Raw genomic sequence first — 15,372 nt, forward strand, 5'->3', positions numbered from 1 at the left:
ACGGGGGATGCACGGTGAACGCGAAGGGGCGGGCCGGTAACGGCCCACCCCTTGAACTATGTGCGGTTTATTACTATTTGACCGCGCCCGCCATGACGCCGGACACGAACTGCCGCTGGAACGCGAAGAACACGGCCAGCGGGATCACCATGGAGATGAACGCGCCGGGTGCCAGCACGTCGATGTTGTTGCCGAACTGGCGTACCTGGGTCTGGAGTGCGACCGTGATCGGCTGAGTGCTGGACTTGGTGAACACCAGCGCGACCAGCATGTCGTTCCACACCCACAGGAACTGGAAGATGCCCAGGCTCGCGATGGCCGGGCCGCCGAGCGGCATCACCACGCGTGCGAACAGGCGCAGTTCACCCGCGCCGTCCAGCCGGGCCGCCTCCAGCAACTCCCGCGGGATCTCCGCGAAGAAGTTCCGCAGCAGGAACACCGCGAACGGCAGCCCGTACCCCACATGGAACAGGATCACCCCGAAGATGGTCCCGAACAGGCCGATCTTTCCGAAGAGTTCGGCGATCGGGATCAGCGCGACCTGCACCGGCACGACCAACAGGCTGACCACGCCCAGGAACCACCAGTCGCGGCCCGGGAACTCCATCCACGCGAACGCGTAGCCCGCGAGCGCGCCGATCACCACCACGAGGACCGTCGCCGGGACGGTGATCAGGACGGTGTTCCACAGCGAGCTGGTGATGTCGCTGTTCTCCAGCAGCGTCTTGTAGCTGTGGAAGGTGAGTTGGGAGGGCTGGCTGAAGACCTTCCACCAGCCGCTCGCGTTCATGTCCTCCGGGCTGCGCAGCGAGGACAGCAGCAGCCCGATCGTCGGCACCAGCCAGAACAGGCCGACGAGGATCAGGAACACCCGGACCAGCCCGCCGCTCGCCGCCGCCGCGAGCCGCCCACCGAGCGACTCCCGCGCCTTGACGACCTCAACAGGCCCTGTCTTCCCCAGAGTTCCGGCATCCGTCGTCATCGCCGCACCTCCCGCTTGAGCCGGCGCACATTGAAGAGCATCACCGGAATCACCAGCAGGAGCAGGAACACCGAGATGGCGCTGGCGATCCCCGGCCGGCCCTCCGAGAAGCCCTTCCGGTACAGCTCCAGGGCGAGCACGTTCGCGTCGTCCTGCGAGGAGCCCGGGGCGATGATGAAGACCAGGTCGAAGATCTTCAGCACATTGATCATCAGCGTGACGGCGACGACCGCGAGTACCGGTGCGAGAAGCGGCACCGTGACCCGCCGGAACACCTGCCACTCATTGGCGCCGTCGACGCGAGCCGCCTCCAGCAACTCCCTTGGCACACCGGCGAGTCCGGCCGCGATCAGCACCATCGCGAACCCGGCCCACATCCACACGTACGACCCGATGATGGCCGGCGTCACCAACGACGGGCCCAGCCACTCCACTCCGTTGTACGGCGCCTTGAAGTTGCTTGCCGGGAGCCGGAGTTGGGCCCCGTCCGCGCTCGCCGGGAGCGTGAAGGTGCCGTCGCCCGCGGCCTTGGTCGAGGCGACCACCTTGCCGTCCTTCACGGCCTCGATGCGCATCCCGCCGTAGCCCAGCTCCGACGGGTCGACCCCGCCGAGCTTGCCGACGCCTTTGCCGCGGGTGAAGTCCTGCCAGGTCGTGCCGGTGATCTTCCCCGGCTCCGGCTTGGCCGCCACGGCCTTCTTCGCGCTGTCGGGCATCTGGTCGGGGGCGACGCCGACCAGCGGGAGCGTGACGGTCTGGCCGGTGTGGACCGTCGTACTGGTGATGAAGCCGCCCTTGTCCGCCTTGAGGGGGGACTCGCGGCCCGGGTGGGCGTTGGGGAACGCCGACGACGAGACGAACGTGTCGTGGATGCCGACCCAGACCGCGTTGGCGACGCCCTTGTGCGGGTCCTGGTCGTAGACGAGCCGGAAGATGATGCCGGCGGCGAGCATGGAGATCGCCATCGGCATGAAGACGACCAGCTTGAACGCCGTTCCCCAGCGCACCCGTTCGGTCAGCACCGCGAAGATCAGGCCGAGGGCGGTGGCGACCGTCGGCGCGAAGATCACCCAGATGATGTTGTTCTTCAGGGCGGTGCGGATGCCGTCGTCGGTGAACAGGGCCTTGTAGTTGTCGAATCCGGCGAAGCCGTCGCCGGCCTGGTTGCCGAAGCTGCGGACCAGCGAGTACCCGATCGGGTAGACCACGAGCGCGCCCAGCAGCACCAGGGCGGGCAGCAGGAACAGCACTGCCACGGTCCTGCGGGTGCCGGTCACGCTCTTGCGGTTGCGGGGAGGGACGGAGGCCCCGGGGGCCTCCGCCGCTGCCGATGCCATCTCGGGCTCAGCTCCCGCTCGCGTACGCCGCCGCCGCGTCCTTCTCCAACTGCGCCTGCGTGCCCGCGATATCGGTCGGGTTCTTCAGGAAGTCCTGGAGGTCCTTCCACTCGCCCTTGCCCGGGGTCCCGCCGAAGGACTGCGGGGCCTGGTCGGACATGTCGAAGCGGAAGTCGTCACCGGCCGCGATCAGCGACTTGGCGATCGTCCGCTGCACCGCGTTCGGGTACGCCGAGTCCGGCACGTTCTTGTTGGGGGAGAGATAGCCGCCGAGCTTCGCCTGGATCGTCGCCGCGTCCGGTGAGGCGAGGAACGTGGCCAGTGCCTGGGCCGCCTTGGAGTCCTTCAGGATGACCGCCGCGTCGCCGCCGGAGACCACCGGCGCGGTCGAGCCCACCGTCGGGAACGGGAACACCTTGGCGTCCGTGCCCACCTTCGCCTTGGTCTCACCGATGTTGACCTGCACGAAGTCGCCCTCGTAGACCATCGCGGACTTCGGCTGGTCGCCGCCGGTGAAGGTCTGCGTCACGGACGCGGGGAACTCGGTCTGCAGCGCGCCGCTCTGGCCGCCCGCGATGTACGCCTTCTTGCCCCAGATCTGCGCCAGCGTGGTCAGCGCCTCCTTCACGGAGGGGTCCGTCCACTTGATCTTGTGCTGGGCGAGTTCGTCGTACTTCTCGGGCCCGGCCTGCGACAGATAGACGTTCTCGAACCAGTCGGTGAGCGGCCAGCCGTCCGCGCCCGCGATCGAGAAGGGGGTGACCCCGGAGTCGTAGACCGTCTGCGCGGTGGTCAGCAGGTCCTGCCAGGTCTTGGGCTCCTTGGCGCCCGCGTTCTCGAAGACCTTGGCGTTGTACCAGATCAGCGACTTGTTGGCGGCCTTGTAGTAGACGCCGTACTGCTTGCCGCCGACCTTGCCGATGTCCTGCCAGCCCTGCGAGTAGTTCTTCTGCAACTCCGCGAGCGCCTCGGCTCCGAGGGGCTTGGCCCACTTCTTGTCGACGGCCTGTTTGATCGCGCCGGGCTGCGGGAGCATCGCGATGTCCGGCGGCTGGCCGCCCGCGATCTTCGAGCCGAGGAAGTTGATGATCGGGTCCTGCGCGGGCACGAAGGTGACCTTGGCGCCCGTGCGCTTCTCGAACTCCGCGAGGACCGTCTTGAAGTTCTTCTGCTCGGCACCCGTCCACACGGCGGCCACTTCGAGGCTCTGGCCGTTGAGTTTGGGGAGGGTCACCGTGCCGGTGCTCTCCGAAGGGGTGCTCGACTTGCCGCTGTCGCTCTTGTTGTCGCTGCCGCCGCAGGCGGTGAGCGAGAGTGCCAGTGCCCCCGCGGCGACAACTGCCGCTGTGCGTACGGTGGTGCGTGTCCGGATTGTGCTGCTCGTAGTGCGCATCACTTGCCCCGTTCTTCGTTCCTCGTCGAACGCTCGAACGCTTCCGTGCGCACTGGTCTACGCCCGGTGCTTGAACGCGGCAAGATGGCGTCCGCTGTCAAGTACGGGATCGTGATTGGGTCGTGACGTGGGGTTGTGTGGGCGACCTGTGAACGATCAGAGGAGTGACGGGACCTCCGCCGCCGACACCGAACGCGTCGCCCGCTCCAGCGCGCTGGCCAGCAGGGCCAAGTCCGTCGGCCCGTTGCCCAGTTCGCGGACCGGGCGGCGGGCCGGGGGGTCGCCCATGCGCTGCCACTCCAGCGGGACGACCGTGGGGCGGAGCGTCGCCGTGCGCGGGATACGGCCCGTCACCCGACCGCCCTGGAACGGGGTGCTCCGGCCGTCCGGGAGGGTCAACCGGCCCCGGCCGGGCGCCGGTTCCTCCGGGCCCTGGGTCGTCGCGTCGAGGGTGACGCGGAGCGTGGCGTGCCGGGCGGGTTCCGTCTCGGCCGTACGGGCGTCCCGCGCGGCGGCCGCCACCAGGTGCACGCCGAGCCGCTCGCCCTCGCGGGCCACCGCCTCCAGCGCGCGTATGACCGAACCGGCGGCGGGCCGGCCGGGCGAGCCCAACGGGGGCTTCACCAGGGCGTCCAGGTCGTCGACGACCACGACGAGACGGGGCAACGGCGGTGCCGCCTCCGTCTGTTGACGGGCCGCCGCCGGGCGCAGCCGGATCGTCGAACTCGACGGACTCTCCAGATCCCCGGCACCGGACGAGCCCCGCTGGGCGACGATCCGGCCCGACACCTCGTGCCGCGAGTGCCACTCGGCGAACCCGATCATGCCCAGCAACTCGGCCCGCCGCTTCAGCTCCGCGCTCAGCGACTGCGCGAACTCCCGCATCCGCACAGGGTCGTTGGCCGTGAGATGGGTGGTGACGTGCGGTACGTCCGTGCAGACCCGCAGGCCCTCGCCGTGACCGCTGCTCGCGCCGACACTGTCCCGGCCGTCGATCAGCACGATGCCCAGCCGGTCGGGCCGCTCGGCCGCCGCGAGCGAGGCGACGACCGCCCGCAGCGACTCCGTACGCCCACTGCCCGGCGGGCCCTCGATCAGCAGATGCGGGCCCTCGGCGGCGAGGTCCGCGCTGACCGGCCCGCGCGGTCCGGCCCCGAGCACCGCCCAGGCCCGCCCGCCGAGCGCGTCCTTGTCGTCACCGGCGTCCGCCCAACGCGCCAGCAGCGACGCCGGGGTGGCCCGGGCAAGACCCAACTCGTCCAGCAGCCGCGCCGATTGGGGCAACGGCGCCGACACGCGCGCGTGCCGCTCACCCGTCGGGCCGTCCGCCCTGAGCGGTGCCAGCGCCCGCGCGAACCGCTCGGCCCACGCGAGCGAGACCGCGTCCACGGCGGCCACGGTGCCTTCGCCCACGGGCCCGGGACGTGGCGCCTCCTGGCCGGTCCGGGACGCCGCCGTACCGTCGTGCGGGACCCGCAACAGCCGTAGCGCCGTGGCGACATCGCCGCTGAGCAGGGCGACCGCCCCGCACTCCCGGAACGTCGGCGCCGCCGTGCACGCCGCCTCGTACGTCTCCGTCACCGGCGACGCGGGCGAGGCCGACTCCGTCTCGGCGAGACACACCACGTGGATACCGGCCCGGGGCCCCTCGTGCGCCAGCCGCGCCACCGCCTCGCGCACATCGGCCCCGCCGGGGTCACCGTCCACCACGAGCACGGTGTACGGCCCCGTGAAACCGTCCGCCCGGCCGTCACCGTCGTCCGCGCGGGCCCAGGAGGGGCGGTGGGCGGCGCCGCGCACCGGGTCGGAGGCGTCGGCCTGTTCGGTGTCGGAGGGGCGCTGCCGGGCGCCGCCCGACGGGTCGGGCGTGCCGGACCGGTGGTGGTGGGCGTCGTCGGTGGTGCTGTACACGGTGGACGCGCCGCGCGGAGGGTGTGCGGCGGCGGCACCCGAGCGGCCGTCTGCGGAGGGAGCAGCCGAGGGGATCCCCGACTGCCCCTCCGTCGAGCCGCGTTGCGCGCCGATGCCCGGAGTGCGGCGGCCGGAGGCGACGCCCGGCCGGCCCGTGCCACCGCGTGTGTCCAGGGCGTGGTCCTCCAGGCGGCGCAGCAGTTCGTCGGTGCGGGCCGTGGCCTGTTCGCGGTCGTAGGCCAGCAGCAGGCGGCAGTCCTGGCCGTGCCCGGGGCGCAGATGCGGCAGCCAGCCGAGCCAGGACCACTCGGCGGTGCGCTCGGCCGCCGAACGCGCCCGGTCCGTGCTGATCAGCACGATCTCCAGGGCGTCGGGCGAGTGCAGCGCGGCGAGCTGGGCCACCACCGCGCGGGCCAGCCCCGCCAGCCGCGCGCGCGGACCGGCCAGGCCCAGCGCGCCGACCTCACGCAGCCCGGAGGTCACCGGCACCGCGGGCAGCAGCGCCGAGCCGTCCGGTGTCGTCCGGTCCGCCGTGCCGAGCCGCACCGTGAGCGCCTCGGGGTGACCGGGGGCACGCTCCCACAGGCGGGGGCCCGGGCCCAGGGCCGTCAGCAGCAGGGCCGCCGGATCGGGCCAGATGTCCGGTTGCTGGAGGGCGACGGGCGGGGGCGACACGCTCTCGCCGGCGCCCTCCTCGTCGTAGGAGGCGTCGTACGGCGACTCGGCGCCCTCGGCCGTCGACTCGTCGCGTCCGCCCGTCAGGCGGCGCGCCCACTTGCCGATGCCGCCGCGCCTGCGCACACCCGGCGGCACATCGGTGCCCCGGAGAGGGGTGCCCTTGCGTCCGCCGTGCTCGCCGGAGCCGTCGTCCAGGGGGACGCGGGAGGTCGTCGTCCGCGCGGAGAACGATTCCGCGGCGTCCTCCTCGCCGAGCGCCCCGAAGCGGCCGGCGTGGGTCTCCCCGCCGTCGTGGGCCGCGCGGTGCTCGATGCTCGGGGCGGCGCCCTGGCCGGGCACCACGGGCGGCTGCGCGCGGGGGCCGGCGGGGGTGCCGGGGGACACGCGCACGTGCCCCTCGCCGTCGGGAGTGGTCGCGGCGCGTGCTCCCGGGCCGCCGGACGGGGTCAGCCGCAGGGCCGACTCGCCGATGCGCAGCAGCGCGCCCGGGGCGAAGCGCACCGGGCGGGTGCCCACACGCGTGCCTGCCAGCGTGGTGCCGTTCGTCGAGCCCAGGTCGGCGACCGAGACCCGGCCGCCCGGGTCGACCGTCACCGCGCAGTGCAGCCGGGAGACGTCCGGGTCGTCCAGCGGGACGTCGGCGTCGGCGGAGCGGCCGATGTGGATCTGGCCGCCGTGCAGGAGATGCACCCCGCCCGCGTCCGGGCCCGCGACCACATGGAGCTGGGTCGGGGCGTCGTCCAGCTCGGGGTGTGCCTCGGGCTCGGCCGGGGCGCCCAGGGACAGCACCGCGCCGTCCGTCAGCGGCGGCTCGCCGAGCGTGCAGCGCTGGGTGTCCAGGCGCTCCACGCCCGCGTAGAGCACGATCGGGGCGCCGGACTCACGGCTCCGCTCGGGCGGGGACGCGGCCGGGTCGGCGGAGACCGCCGAGGCCAGCGCCGACGCCACCGCGGCCAGGGCGGTACCCGCCGGCGCGGTGACCAGCACGTCGCAACTCGCGGAGCGGCCCCGCGGCTGCGCGGGCGGCCCCAGCGGGTCTACGACGGTCAGCCGGATCTGCATCGCCGTCAGCGGTCCCTTCTGCCCCGGGCGCGGAATATTCCCCCACCCCGCGCGAGCACATCGGCCAGTTCTGCACGCATCCTCGCACCTGCCACTGACAACTCGCCCGGGGCCCGGCAGCAAGTGATCTTGATTGGTCAGCTCTGTCCCCAAAAGTGCCTGACCAGTGCCGCACCGGTGATCGAGTGAGACCGGTCATGTCCGGCTTCGGTGACCATTGGGGCAACCGGGAGACCGGGGTGAGCGTCTTTCCTTCGAACATGTACGGCGATGCTTACGTAGGTAGCCCCAAGAGGGGCGGCACTACAGTGGACCGGAACACAGGCAAGCAGCAGGGAGCGCAGACGTGCGGCCGGTAGGCAGCAAGTACCTCCTGGAGGAGCCGCTCGGACGCGGCGCCACGGGCACCGTCTGGCGGGCCCGCCAGCGTGAGACCGCGGGCGCCGAGGCGGCCGTCCAGGGTCAGCCCGGTGAGACCGTCGCGATCAAGGTCCTCAAGGAAGAACTCGCGAGCGATCCCGACATCGTGATGCGGTTCCTGCGCGAGCGGTCGGTGCTGCTGCGCCTGACCCACCCGAACATCGTCCGGGTCCGCGACCTGGTCGTCGAGGGTGACCTCCTGGCGCTCGTCATGGACATCATCGAGGGCCCCGACCTCCACCGCTATCTGCGCGAGAACGGCCCCTTCAGCCCCGTCGGCGCCGCCCTGCTCACCGCGCAGATCGCCGACGCGCTCGCCGCCAGCCACGCCGACGGCGTCGTCCACCGCGACCTGAAGCCGGCCAACGTCCTGCTCAAGCAGGGCGGCGGCCAGATGCACCCGATGCTCACCGACTTCGGCATCGCCCGCCTCGCCGACTCCCCGGGCCTGACCCGCACCCACGAGTTCGTCGGCACGCCCGCGTACATCGCGCCGGAGTCCGCCGAGGGCCGCCCGCAGACCTCCGCCGTGGACATCTACGGCGCCGGCATCCTGATGTACGAGCTGGTCACCGGCCACCCGCCGTTCTCCGGCGGCTCCGCCCTCGAAGTCCTGCACCAGCACCTCAGCGCCGAACCGCGCCGCCCCTCGACCGTCCCCGACCCGCTGTGGACGGTCATCGAGCGCTGCCTGCGCAAGAACCCGGACGAACGGCCCAGCGCCGAGAACCTCGCCCGCGGCCTGCGCGTCGTCGCCGAGGGCATCGGCGTGCACGCCAACTCCGCGCAGATCGCCGCCGCCGAGAACGTCGGCAGGCTGCTCGCCCCCGACCCCGCGCCCGCCGCCGTACCAGACGTCCCCGGCGCCGCCGACCCGACGCAGGTCCTCTCGCACGGCGCGGGCGGCTTCGACCCGAACGCGGCGACCAGCGTCCTCCCGCACACCGGCGGCCCGCTGGGCGCCGCCGACCCGACCACCGTCATGCCGAACCGAGGCGCGGCCGACCCCACCACGGTCATGCCGCAGAACCCGTACGGCCAGCAGGGCGGGCAGGGCCAGCAGAACCCGTCCGGCCCCGGCCCCGAGCAGCCGCACCCCTGGCAGAACCAGCTGCGCGCCGCCCGTGACCGCAACGAACAGACCCAGTTCCAGCCCTACCTCGACCCGGGCGAGGACCCGCTGCGCCGCCGCCCCCAGCGCCAGGTCTCCCGCCCCCAGCAGCAGCCGCAGCAGCCCCGCCAGGCCGCCCAGCAGCGCCCGCAGCAGCGGCCCTCCCAGCGCCAGCAGCCCCAGCAGCCCCAGCAACCGCAGCAGGGCTACGGCTATCCGCAGCAGCAACAGCCGCAGCAGTACGCCCCGCCGAGGCAGCCCCAGCAGCCGCAGCAGCGGCCCCAGGAGCCGGCGCGCGAGCCCCGGCAGCCGCGGCAGCGCAGCGCCAACCCGATGAAGATCCCCGGACTGGGCTGCCTGAAGGGCTGCCTCTTCACGATCGTCCTGCTGTTCGTCGCGGGCTGGCTCGTCTGGGAGCTGACCCCGCTGAAGGACTGGATCGGCACGGGCCAGAGCTACTGGAGCGAGATCACCGGCGTCGTCGACAAGGTGAGCGGCTGGGCCAAGGATCTGGGTTCCGGCGGGAACAACTGACCCTCCATCGGCGGCGCAAAGCCCCAAGTCCGGCGCTGTGTTGGTGATTTGTCGACACCCAGTGGGTGATTTCCGCCTCTGCGGTGAAGGTTGGCTCATCCGACGCGTAGTTTTAACGACAACACGCGTCTGGATGGAGCAGTCTTGGCACGGAAGATCGGCAGCCGGTACACCGCCAACCAGATCCTGGGGCGGGGCAGCGCCGGCACGGTGTGGCTCGGCGAGGGTCCCGAGGGGCCCGTCGCCGTCAAGCTGCTGCGCGAGGACCTCGCGTCCGACCAGGAGCTTGTCGGCCGCTTTGTGCAGGAGCGCACCGCCCTGCTCGGCCTGGAGCACCCGAACATCGTGTCCGTACGGGACCTGGTCGTCGACGGCAACGACCTCGCCCTCGTCATGGACCTGGTCCGCGGCACCGACCTGCGCACCCGCCTCGACCGGGAACGCCGGCTCGCCCCCGAGGCTGCGGTCGCGATCGTCGCCGACATCGCGGACGGACTCGCGGCGGCCCACGCGGCCGGTGTCGTGCACCGGGACGTCAAGCCGGAGAACGTGCTCCTCGACATGCAGGGCCCGCTCGGACCCGGCGGCGCGCACCCCGCGCTGCTGACGGACTTCGGAGTCGCCAAACTCATCGACTCCCCGCGCCGCACCCGTGCCACGAAGATCATCGGCACGCCCGACTACCTCGCCCCCGAGATCGTCGAGGGCCTGCCCCCGCGCGCGGCCGTCGACATCTACGCCCTGGCGACCGTCCTGTACGAACTCCTCGCCGGATTCACGCCGTTCGGCGGCGGCCACCCCGGCGCGGTGCTACGGCGCCATGTCACCGAGACCGTCGTACCGCTGCCCGGGATCCCCGAGGAGCTGTGGGCGCTGCTCGTCCAGTGCCTGGCGAAGGCGCCGGCGTCCCGGCTGCGGGCCTCCGAACTCGGGGCCCGGCTGCGTGAGCAACTGCCGCTGCTGGCCGGGATGCCTCCACTGGACGTCGACGAGCCCGACACCGAGCAGGAGGACGCGGAGGCGGAGGAGGCGCCGGTGGCCACGCCCGCGCGCGGTGAGCGGGTGCGGCGGGGGGCCGTGCCGCTGGTGCCGGGCGCCAAGCCGGCCGACTCCAACCGGGACACGCACACCTCGATGCGGGTGCCCGCGCCGGACGAACTGGCGGGTGGGGCGCGCGGCACGGCCCGTGCCCCGCGGGCGGCGGGGGCTCCGCGGCCCGGCTCGGCGCGGCACCGGGCGGCGACGCGGCGTCGGCGGCTGACGCTGGGGGCGGCGGCGGTGGTGCTGGTCGCGGCGGTGGGGGTCGGTACGTGGGCGGCGACGTCGGGGGACGACTCCGGGGCGACGTCCCCGGACACGAAGAACTCGGCACCGGCTTCGCCTTGAGGGTTTTTCGCCCCCGCCGCCCCTACCCGTCCCGTCCCTGGGGGCTGCCGCCCCCAGCCCCCCGCTTCGGCCTGAACGGCCTCGTCCTCAAACGCCGGACGGGCTGAGTGGCGCGGACCGGGATTCGGGAGACCGAGTCGGACGGGCTTGAAGTGGGTCACTTCTTGAGGGACCGAGTCGGGTGGTGGGTGGGCATAGGTCGGGGGTCTGGGGGCGGAGCCCCCAGGTACGTCCGCATCAGTCGCCGGAGGCTCGGCGCACCCCGCTTGGCGGAGCCGTTACGCTGGAGGCGTGGCAGTCGTCGATGTTTCCGAAGAGCTCAAGTCCCTCTCCTCGACCATGGAGTCGATCGAGGCCGTCCTGGACCTGGACAAGCTGAGGGCAGATGTCGTCGTCCTTGAGGAGCAGGCCGCAGCGCCCTCCCTGTGGGACGACCCGGAGGCGGCGCAGAAGGTCACCAGCAAGCTGAGTCACCTCCAGGCCGAGATCCGCAAGACCGAGGCCCTGCGCGGCCGGATCGACGACCTCTCGGTCCTCTTCGAGATGGCCGAGGAGGAGGACGACCCGGACACCCTCGCCGAGGCGGAGAACGAGCTGACCGCCGTCAAGAAGGCGCTGGACGAGATGGAGGTCCGTACCCTCCTCTCCGGCGAGTACGACTCCCGCGAGGCCGTCGTCACCATCCGCGCGGAGGCCGGCGGCGTCGACGCCTCCGACTTCACCGAGAAGCTCCAGCGCATGTACCTGCGCTGGGCCGAGCGCCACGGCTACAAGACGGAGCTCTACGAGACGTCGTACGCCGAAGAGGCCGGCATCAAGTCGACGACCTTCGCCGTGCACGTCCCGTACGCCTACGGCACGCTGTCCGTCGAGCAGGGTACGCACCGACTGGTGCGGATCTCGCCGTTCGACAACCAGGGCCGCCGTCAGACTTCGTTCGCCGGTGTCGAGATCCTTCCGGTCGTCGAGCAGACCGATCACATCGAGATCGACGAGTCCGAGTTGCGGGTGGATGTCTATCGGTCCTCCGGTCCCGGCGGTCAGGGCGTCAACACCACCGACTCCGCGGTCCGCCTCACCCACCTCCCCACCGGCATCGTCGTCTCCTGTCAGAACGAGCGCTCGCAGATCCAGAACAAGGCCAGCGCGATGAACGTGCTCCAGGCCAAGCTGCTGGAGCGCCGCCGCCAGGAGGAGCAGGCCCGGATGGACGCCCTCAAGGGCGACGGGGGCAACTCCTGGGGCAACCAGATGCGTTCGTACGTCCTGCACCCGTACCAGATGGTCAAGGACCTGCGCACGGAGTACGAGGTCGGTAATCCCGAGGCTGTGTTCAACGGCGAGATCGACGGCTTCCTTGAGGCCGGAATTCGCTGGCGCAAGCAGCAGGAGAAGTAACCCCGTACGTTCCTTTGTCGACAAGGCAACTGCCGTCCACCGGGCGGCAGTTGCCTTTCGTGTATCCGGATGTCTGGGTTTTACATCACACTCACAGGTTCCATCCTCCGGCAAAGAGCGCTTAGTTGGACATTGCGCTCGCAACGGCCTTGACGTTGCTGTGAAAAATGGGAAGGGTGAAGCGTGGCATGCGTGTCTCCGGGGCGCATGTGAACCGGGGGAGTCGAGCTTTCGTCAGCCGCTACCCCTGTCGATCACGGCCCCGGACACCGGCGCACCACTGACGACGAGCTACATGGGGGTAGCAACCTAATGACGAAGAAGACGCGGATCCGTGTCGCGCGCATAGCGGCGGGCGCGATCATCGCCGCCGGCGCCTCGCTGACCGCCGCGGGTGCCGCATCGGCGCTCGACCTCACCGCGAGTGTGGACGACAGCGGGATCGCGGTGAACCTCAAGACCGGTCCCGACGACCCGACCGAGACGCCGCCCTCGGGCGAGCCGACCGAAACCTCCGTGCCGACCGCTCCGGACTCGCCGACGAGCGTCCCGAGCTCGACGCCGCCGACCTCCGAGCCCAGCTCGACTCCTCCCACCGACGAGCCGACCGAGCCCACGGACAACCCCACCGAGCCGACGGACGAGCCGACGACCGACAGCCCGACGGACGGCAGCACCAGCGGCTCCGGCTCCACCGGTGGCAACAACACCGACCCCGACGGCGGCTCCTCCGCCCAGGAGGCCGGCACCTCCGCCCTCACCGACACCGGTTCCGACACCACGGCCCAGGGCAGCGGTGGCGAGCTGGCCGAGACCGGTGCCGGCCAGACCGCGTTCCTGCTGATCGGCGCCGCGACGATGATCGCCGGCGGCATCGCCTTCCGTGTGCTCCCGCGCCTCGCGAGCAGCAACCGCGGCGGCACGATCGCCTGACGGTAGCCGTCCCCGTACGGACCGTACGCACGTCGTACGACGAAGGGCCCGGAGCTTGTCGCTCCGGGCCCTTCTGCGTGTCCTTGTCCAGGCCGCCTACGCGGTCTGGTGCGCCACCAGCGCCAGCGCCGCGATCAGCACCGCGAGCAGGGCGATCAATGCCATGGGGTTGAGATTGCCCCACGGGTTCTCCTGCTGCAGCCGCTCGCGGTTCGCGCGGCAGACGGGACAGCGGCCCTCGTTCACGGGCGCCGCGCAGTTCGCGCACACCAACCGGTCGTACGTCATGCGCTCGCCCTCCTTGCACCGGCTTTCACAGCCACAACGCCCAGGGAAACCAGAACGTTCCCCCTCCACTGTGCCAGGTTCCGCGGGATTCGGCGCGGCTCGCCTTATCCTGCCCCGACCTTGTGCGTTCCAGCCCTTCAGATCCGCGACAAAACGTGCAAGCCTCGCACAACCCTGGAGGGCGACTGCGCGGGCACACCCAGGTCGCGTATGGTCACGCTCACCTACCCCCGGCTACCCGTGGTGCTCCCGTGATCCGATTCGACAGTGTCTCCAAGGTCTACCCCAAGCAGACCCGCCCCGCTCTCAGGGACGTCTCCCTGGAAGTGGAGAAGGGCGAGTTCGTGTTCCTCGTGGGGTCCTCCGGCTCCGGAAAGTCCACCTTCCTGAGGCTGGTCCTCCGCGAGGAGCGGTGCAGCCAGGGCCAGGTGCACGTGCTGGGCAAGGACCTCGCCCGCATCTCCAACTGGAAGGTGCCGCAGATGCGCCGCCAGCTGGGGACCGTCTTCCAGGACTTCCGCCTGCTGCCCAACAAGACGGTCGCCGAGAACGTGGCCTTCGCGCAGGAGGTCATCGGCAAGTCCAAGGGCGAGATCCGCAAGTCCGTGCCCCAGGTGCTCGACCTCGTCGGGCTGGGCGGCAAGGAGGACCGGCGGCCCGGTGAACTCTCCGGTGGTGAGCAGCAGCGCGTGGCCATCGCGAGAGCCTTCGTGAACCGGCCCAAGCTCCTCATCGCGGACGAGCCCACCGGCAACCTCGACCCGCAGACCTCCGTCGGCATCATGAAGCTGCTCGACCGGATCAACCGGACGGGCACCACCGTGGTGATGGCGACGCACGACCAGAACATCGTGGACCAGATGCGCAAGCGCGTCATCGAGCTGGAGGGCGGCCGCCTCGTCCGTGACCAGGCACGTGGCGTCTACGGCTACCAGCACTGACCGCCGTTCGACCGCCGTCTGATGTCCGTCCACGGAAAGGCCTGAAGCAGCCGCCATGCGCGCCCAGTTCGTACTGTCCGAGATCGGTGTCGGTCTCCGCCGCAACCTGACGATGACCTTCGCGGTCGTCGTCTCCGTAGCCCTGTCCCTGGCCCTCTTCGGCGGCTCGCTGCTGATGAGCGACCAGGTCACCACCATGAAGGGCTACTGGTACGACAAGGTCAACGTCTCGATCTTCCTCTGCAACAAGAGCGACGCCGAGTCCGACCCCAACTGCGCCAAGGGCGCGGTGACCGACGACCAGAAGGCGCAGATCAAGTCCGACCTCGACAAGATGTCGGTCGTCCAGAAGGTCACGTACGAGTCGCAGGACGAGGCGTACAAGCACTACAAGCAGCAGTTCGGCGACTCCCCGCTGGCCAGTTCGCTCACCCCGGACCAGATGCAGGAGTCGTACCGCATCAAGCTGAAGGACCCGCAGAAGTACCAGGTCATCGCGACCGCCTTCGACGGCCGTGACGGCGTCCAGTCCGTGCAGGACCAGAAGGGCATCCTGGACAACCTCTTCGGCCTTCTGAACGGCATGAACTGGGCCGCCCGCGCGGTCATGGCCCTCATGCTCGTCGTCGCCCTGATGCTGATCGTCAACACGGTGCGCGTCTCGGCGTTCAGCCGTCGCCGTGAGACAGGCATCATGCGGCTGGTCGGCGCGTCCGGGTTCTACATCCAGGCCCCGTTCATCATGGAGGCCGCCGTCGCCGGTCTCATCGGCGGCACGGTCGCCTGCGGATTCCTGGTGATCGGCCGGTACTTCATCATCGACCACGGCCTGGACCTGTCCCACAAACTCAATCTGATCAACTTCATCGGCTGGGACGCCGTCCTCACCAAGCTCCCGCTCATCCTCGCGACGAGCCTTCTGATGCCTGCGCTGGCAGCGTTCTTCGCGCTGCGCAAGTACCTGAAGGTGTGACGCATGCCAAGAGGGCCGTACGGGC

At 71.0% G+C, this 15,372-nt stretch carries 11 protein-coding genes; 6 read left to right on the forward strand and 5 right to left on the reverse strand.

Going from position 1 to position 15,372, the window contains the following annotated elements; genetic code table 11:
* Positions 1 to 73: 73 nt before the first annotated feature.
* The 4 genes from ACIBJH_RS18165 to ACIBJH_RS18180 all read right to left on the reverse strand — a co-directional run bounded on the left by ACIBJH_RS18165 (position 74) and on the right by ACIBJH_RS18180 (position 7,363).
* Positions 74 to 982, reverse strand: coding sequence for a carbohydrate ABC transporter permease (locus ACIBJH_RS18165; protein ID WP_200714345.1), 909 nt, complete (start codon positions 980 to 982; stop codon positions 74 to 76).
* Entirely contained in the window at positions 979 to 2,319 is a 1,341-nt protein-coding gene (locus ACIBJH_RS18170) for a carbohydrate ABC transporter permease (protein ID WP_399117851.1), read from the reverse strand. The genes ACIBJH_RS18165 and ACIBJH_RS18170 overlap by 4 nt, the downstream gene beginning before the upstream one ends.
* A 7-nt stretch (positions 2,320 to 2,326) precedes the next feature.
* The gene (locus ACIBJH_RS18175; protein ID WP_399117852.1) at positions 2,327 to 3,712 is read right to left on the reverse strand and encodes an ABC transporter substrate-binding protein; all 1,386 of its coding nucleotides are present in this window, start codon (positions 3,710 to 3,712) and stop codon (positions 2,327 to 2,329) included.
* Positions 3,713 to 3,868: 156 nt separating this feature from the next.
* Entirely contained in the window at positions 3,869 to 7,363 is a 3,495-nt protein-coding gene (locus tag ACIBJH_RS18180) for an FtsK/SpoIIIE domain-containing protein (RefSeq protein WP_399117853.1), read from the reverse strand.
* A gap of 346 nt (positions 7,364 to 7,709) precedes the next feature.
* Here ACIBJH_RS18180 and ACIBJH_RS18185 point away from each other — a divergent pair, with 346 nt between their 5' ends.
* The 4 genes from ACIBJH_RS18185 to ACIBJH_RS18200 all read left to right on the forward strand — a co-directional run bounded on the left by ACIBJH_RS18185 (position 7,710) and on the right by ACIBJH_RS18200 (position 13,145).
* A complete protein-coding gene (locus tag ACIBJH_RS18185; RefSeq protein WP_399117854.1) occupies positions 7,710 to 9,428 on the forward strand; it encodes a serine/threonine-protein kinase in 1,719 nt (572 codons plus the stop codon).
* Between the two features lie 144 nt (positions 9,429 to 9,572).
* Positions 9,573 to 10,814, forward strand: coding sequence for a serine/threonine-protein kinase (locus tag ACIBJH_RS18190; RefSeq protein WP_399117855.1), 1,242 nt, complete (start codon positions 9,573 to 9,575; stop codon positions 10,812 to 10,814).
* Between the two features lie 291 nt (positions 10,815 to 11,105).
* Entirely contained in the window at positions 11,106 to 12,212 is a 1,107-nt protein-coding gene (gene prfB, locus ACIBJH_RS18195) for a peptide chain release factor 2 (protein ID WP_399117856.1), read from the forward strand.
* A gap of 312 nt (positions 12,213 to 12,524) precedes the next feature.
* Entirely contained in the window at positions 12,525 to 13,145 is a 621-nt protein-coding gene (locus ACIBJH_RS18200; protein WP_399117857.1) for a hypothetical protein, read from the forward strand.
* Positions 13,146 to 13,241: 96 nt separating this feature from the next.
* Here the strand turns inward: ACIBJH_RS18200 and ACIBJH_RS18205 are convergent, their stop codons facing one another.
* Entirely contained in the window at positions 13,242 to 13,433 is a 192-nt protein-coding gene (locus ACIBJH_RS18205; RefSeq protein ID WP_043679302.1) for a hypothetical protein, read from the reverse strand.
* Between the two features lie 251 nt (positions 13,434 to 13,684).
* Between ACIBJH_RS18205 and ftsE the strand changes: the two genes are divergently transcribed.
* Both ftsE and ftsX read left to right on the forward strand, forming a co-directional pair.
* Positions 13,685 to 14,374 (forward strand): cell division ATP-binding protein FtsE, encoded by a 690-nt coding sequence (ftsE, locus tag ACIBJH_RS18210; protein WP_019065989.1) that lies wholly within the window; start codon positions 13,685 to 13,687, stop codon positions 14,372 to 14,374.
* A 55-nt stretch (positions 14,375 to 14,429) separates the two neighbouring features.
* Positions 14,430 to 15,347, forward strand: a complete 918-nt coding sequence (gene ftsX, locus ACIBJH_RS18215) for a permease-like cell division protein FtsX (RefSeq protein ID WP_019065988.1) — start codon at positions 14,430 to 14,432, stop codon at positions 15,345 to 15,347.
* Positions 15,348 to 15,372 lie beyond the last annotated feature (25 nt).

This window comes from Streptomyces sp. NPDC050548 (assembly GCF_044457385.1).
GTDB lineage: Bacteria > Actinomycetota > Actinomycetes > Streptomycetales > Streptomycetaceae > Streptomyces.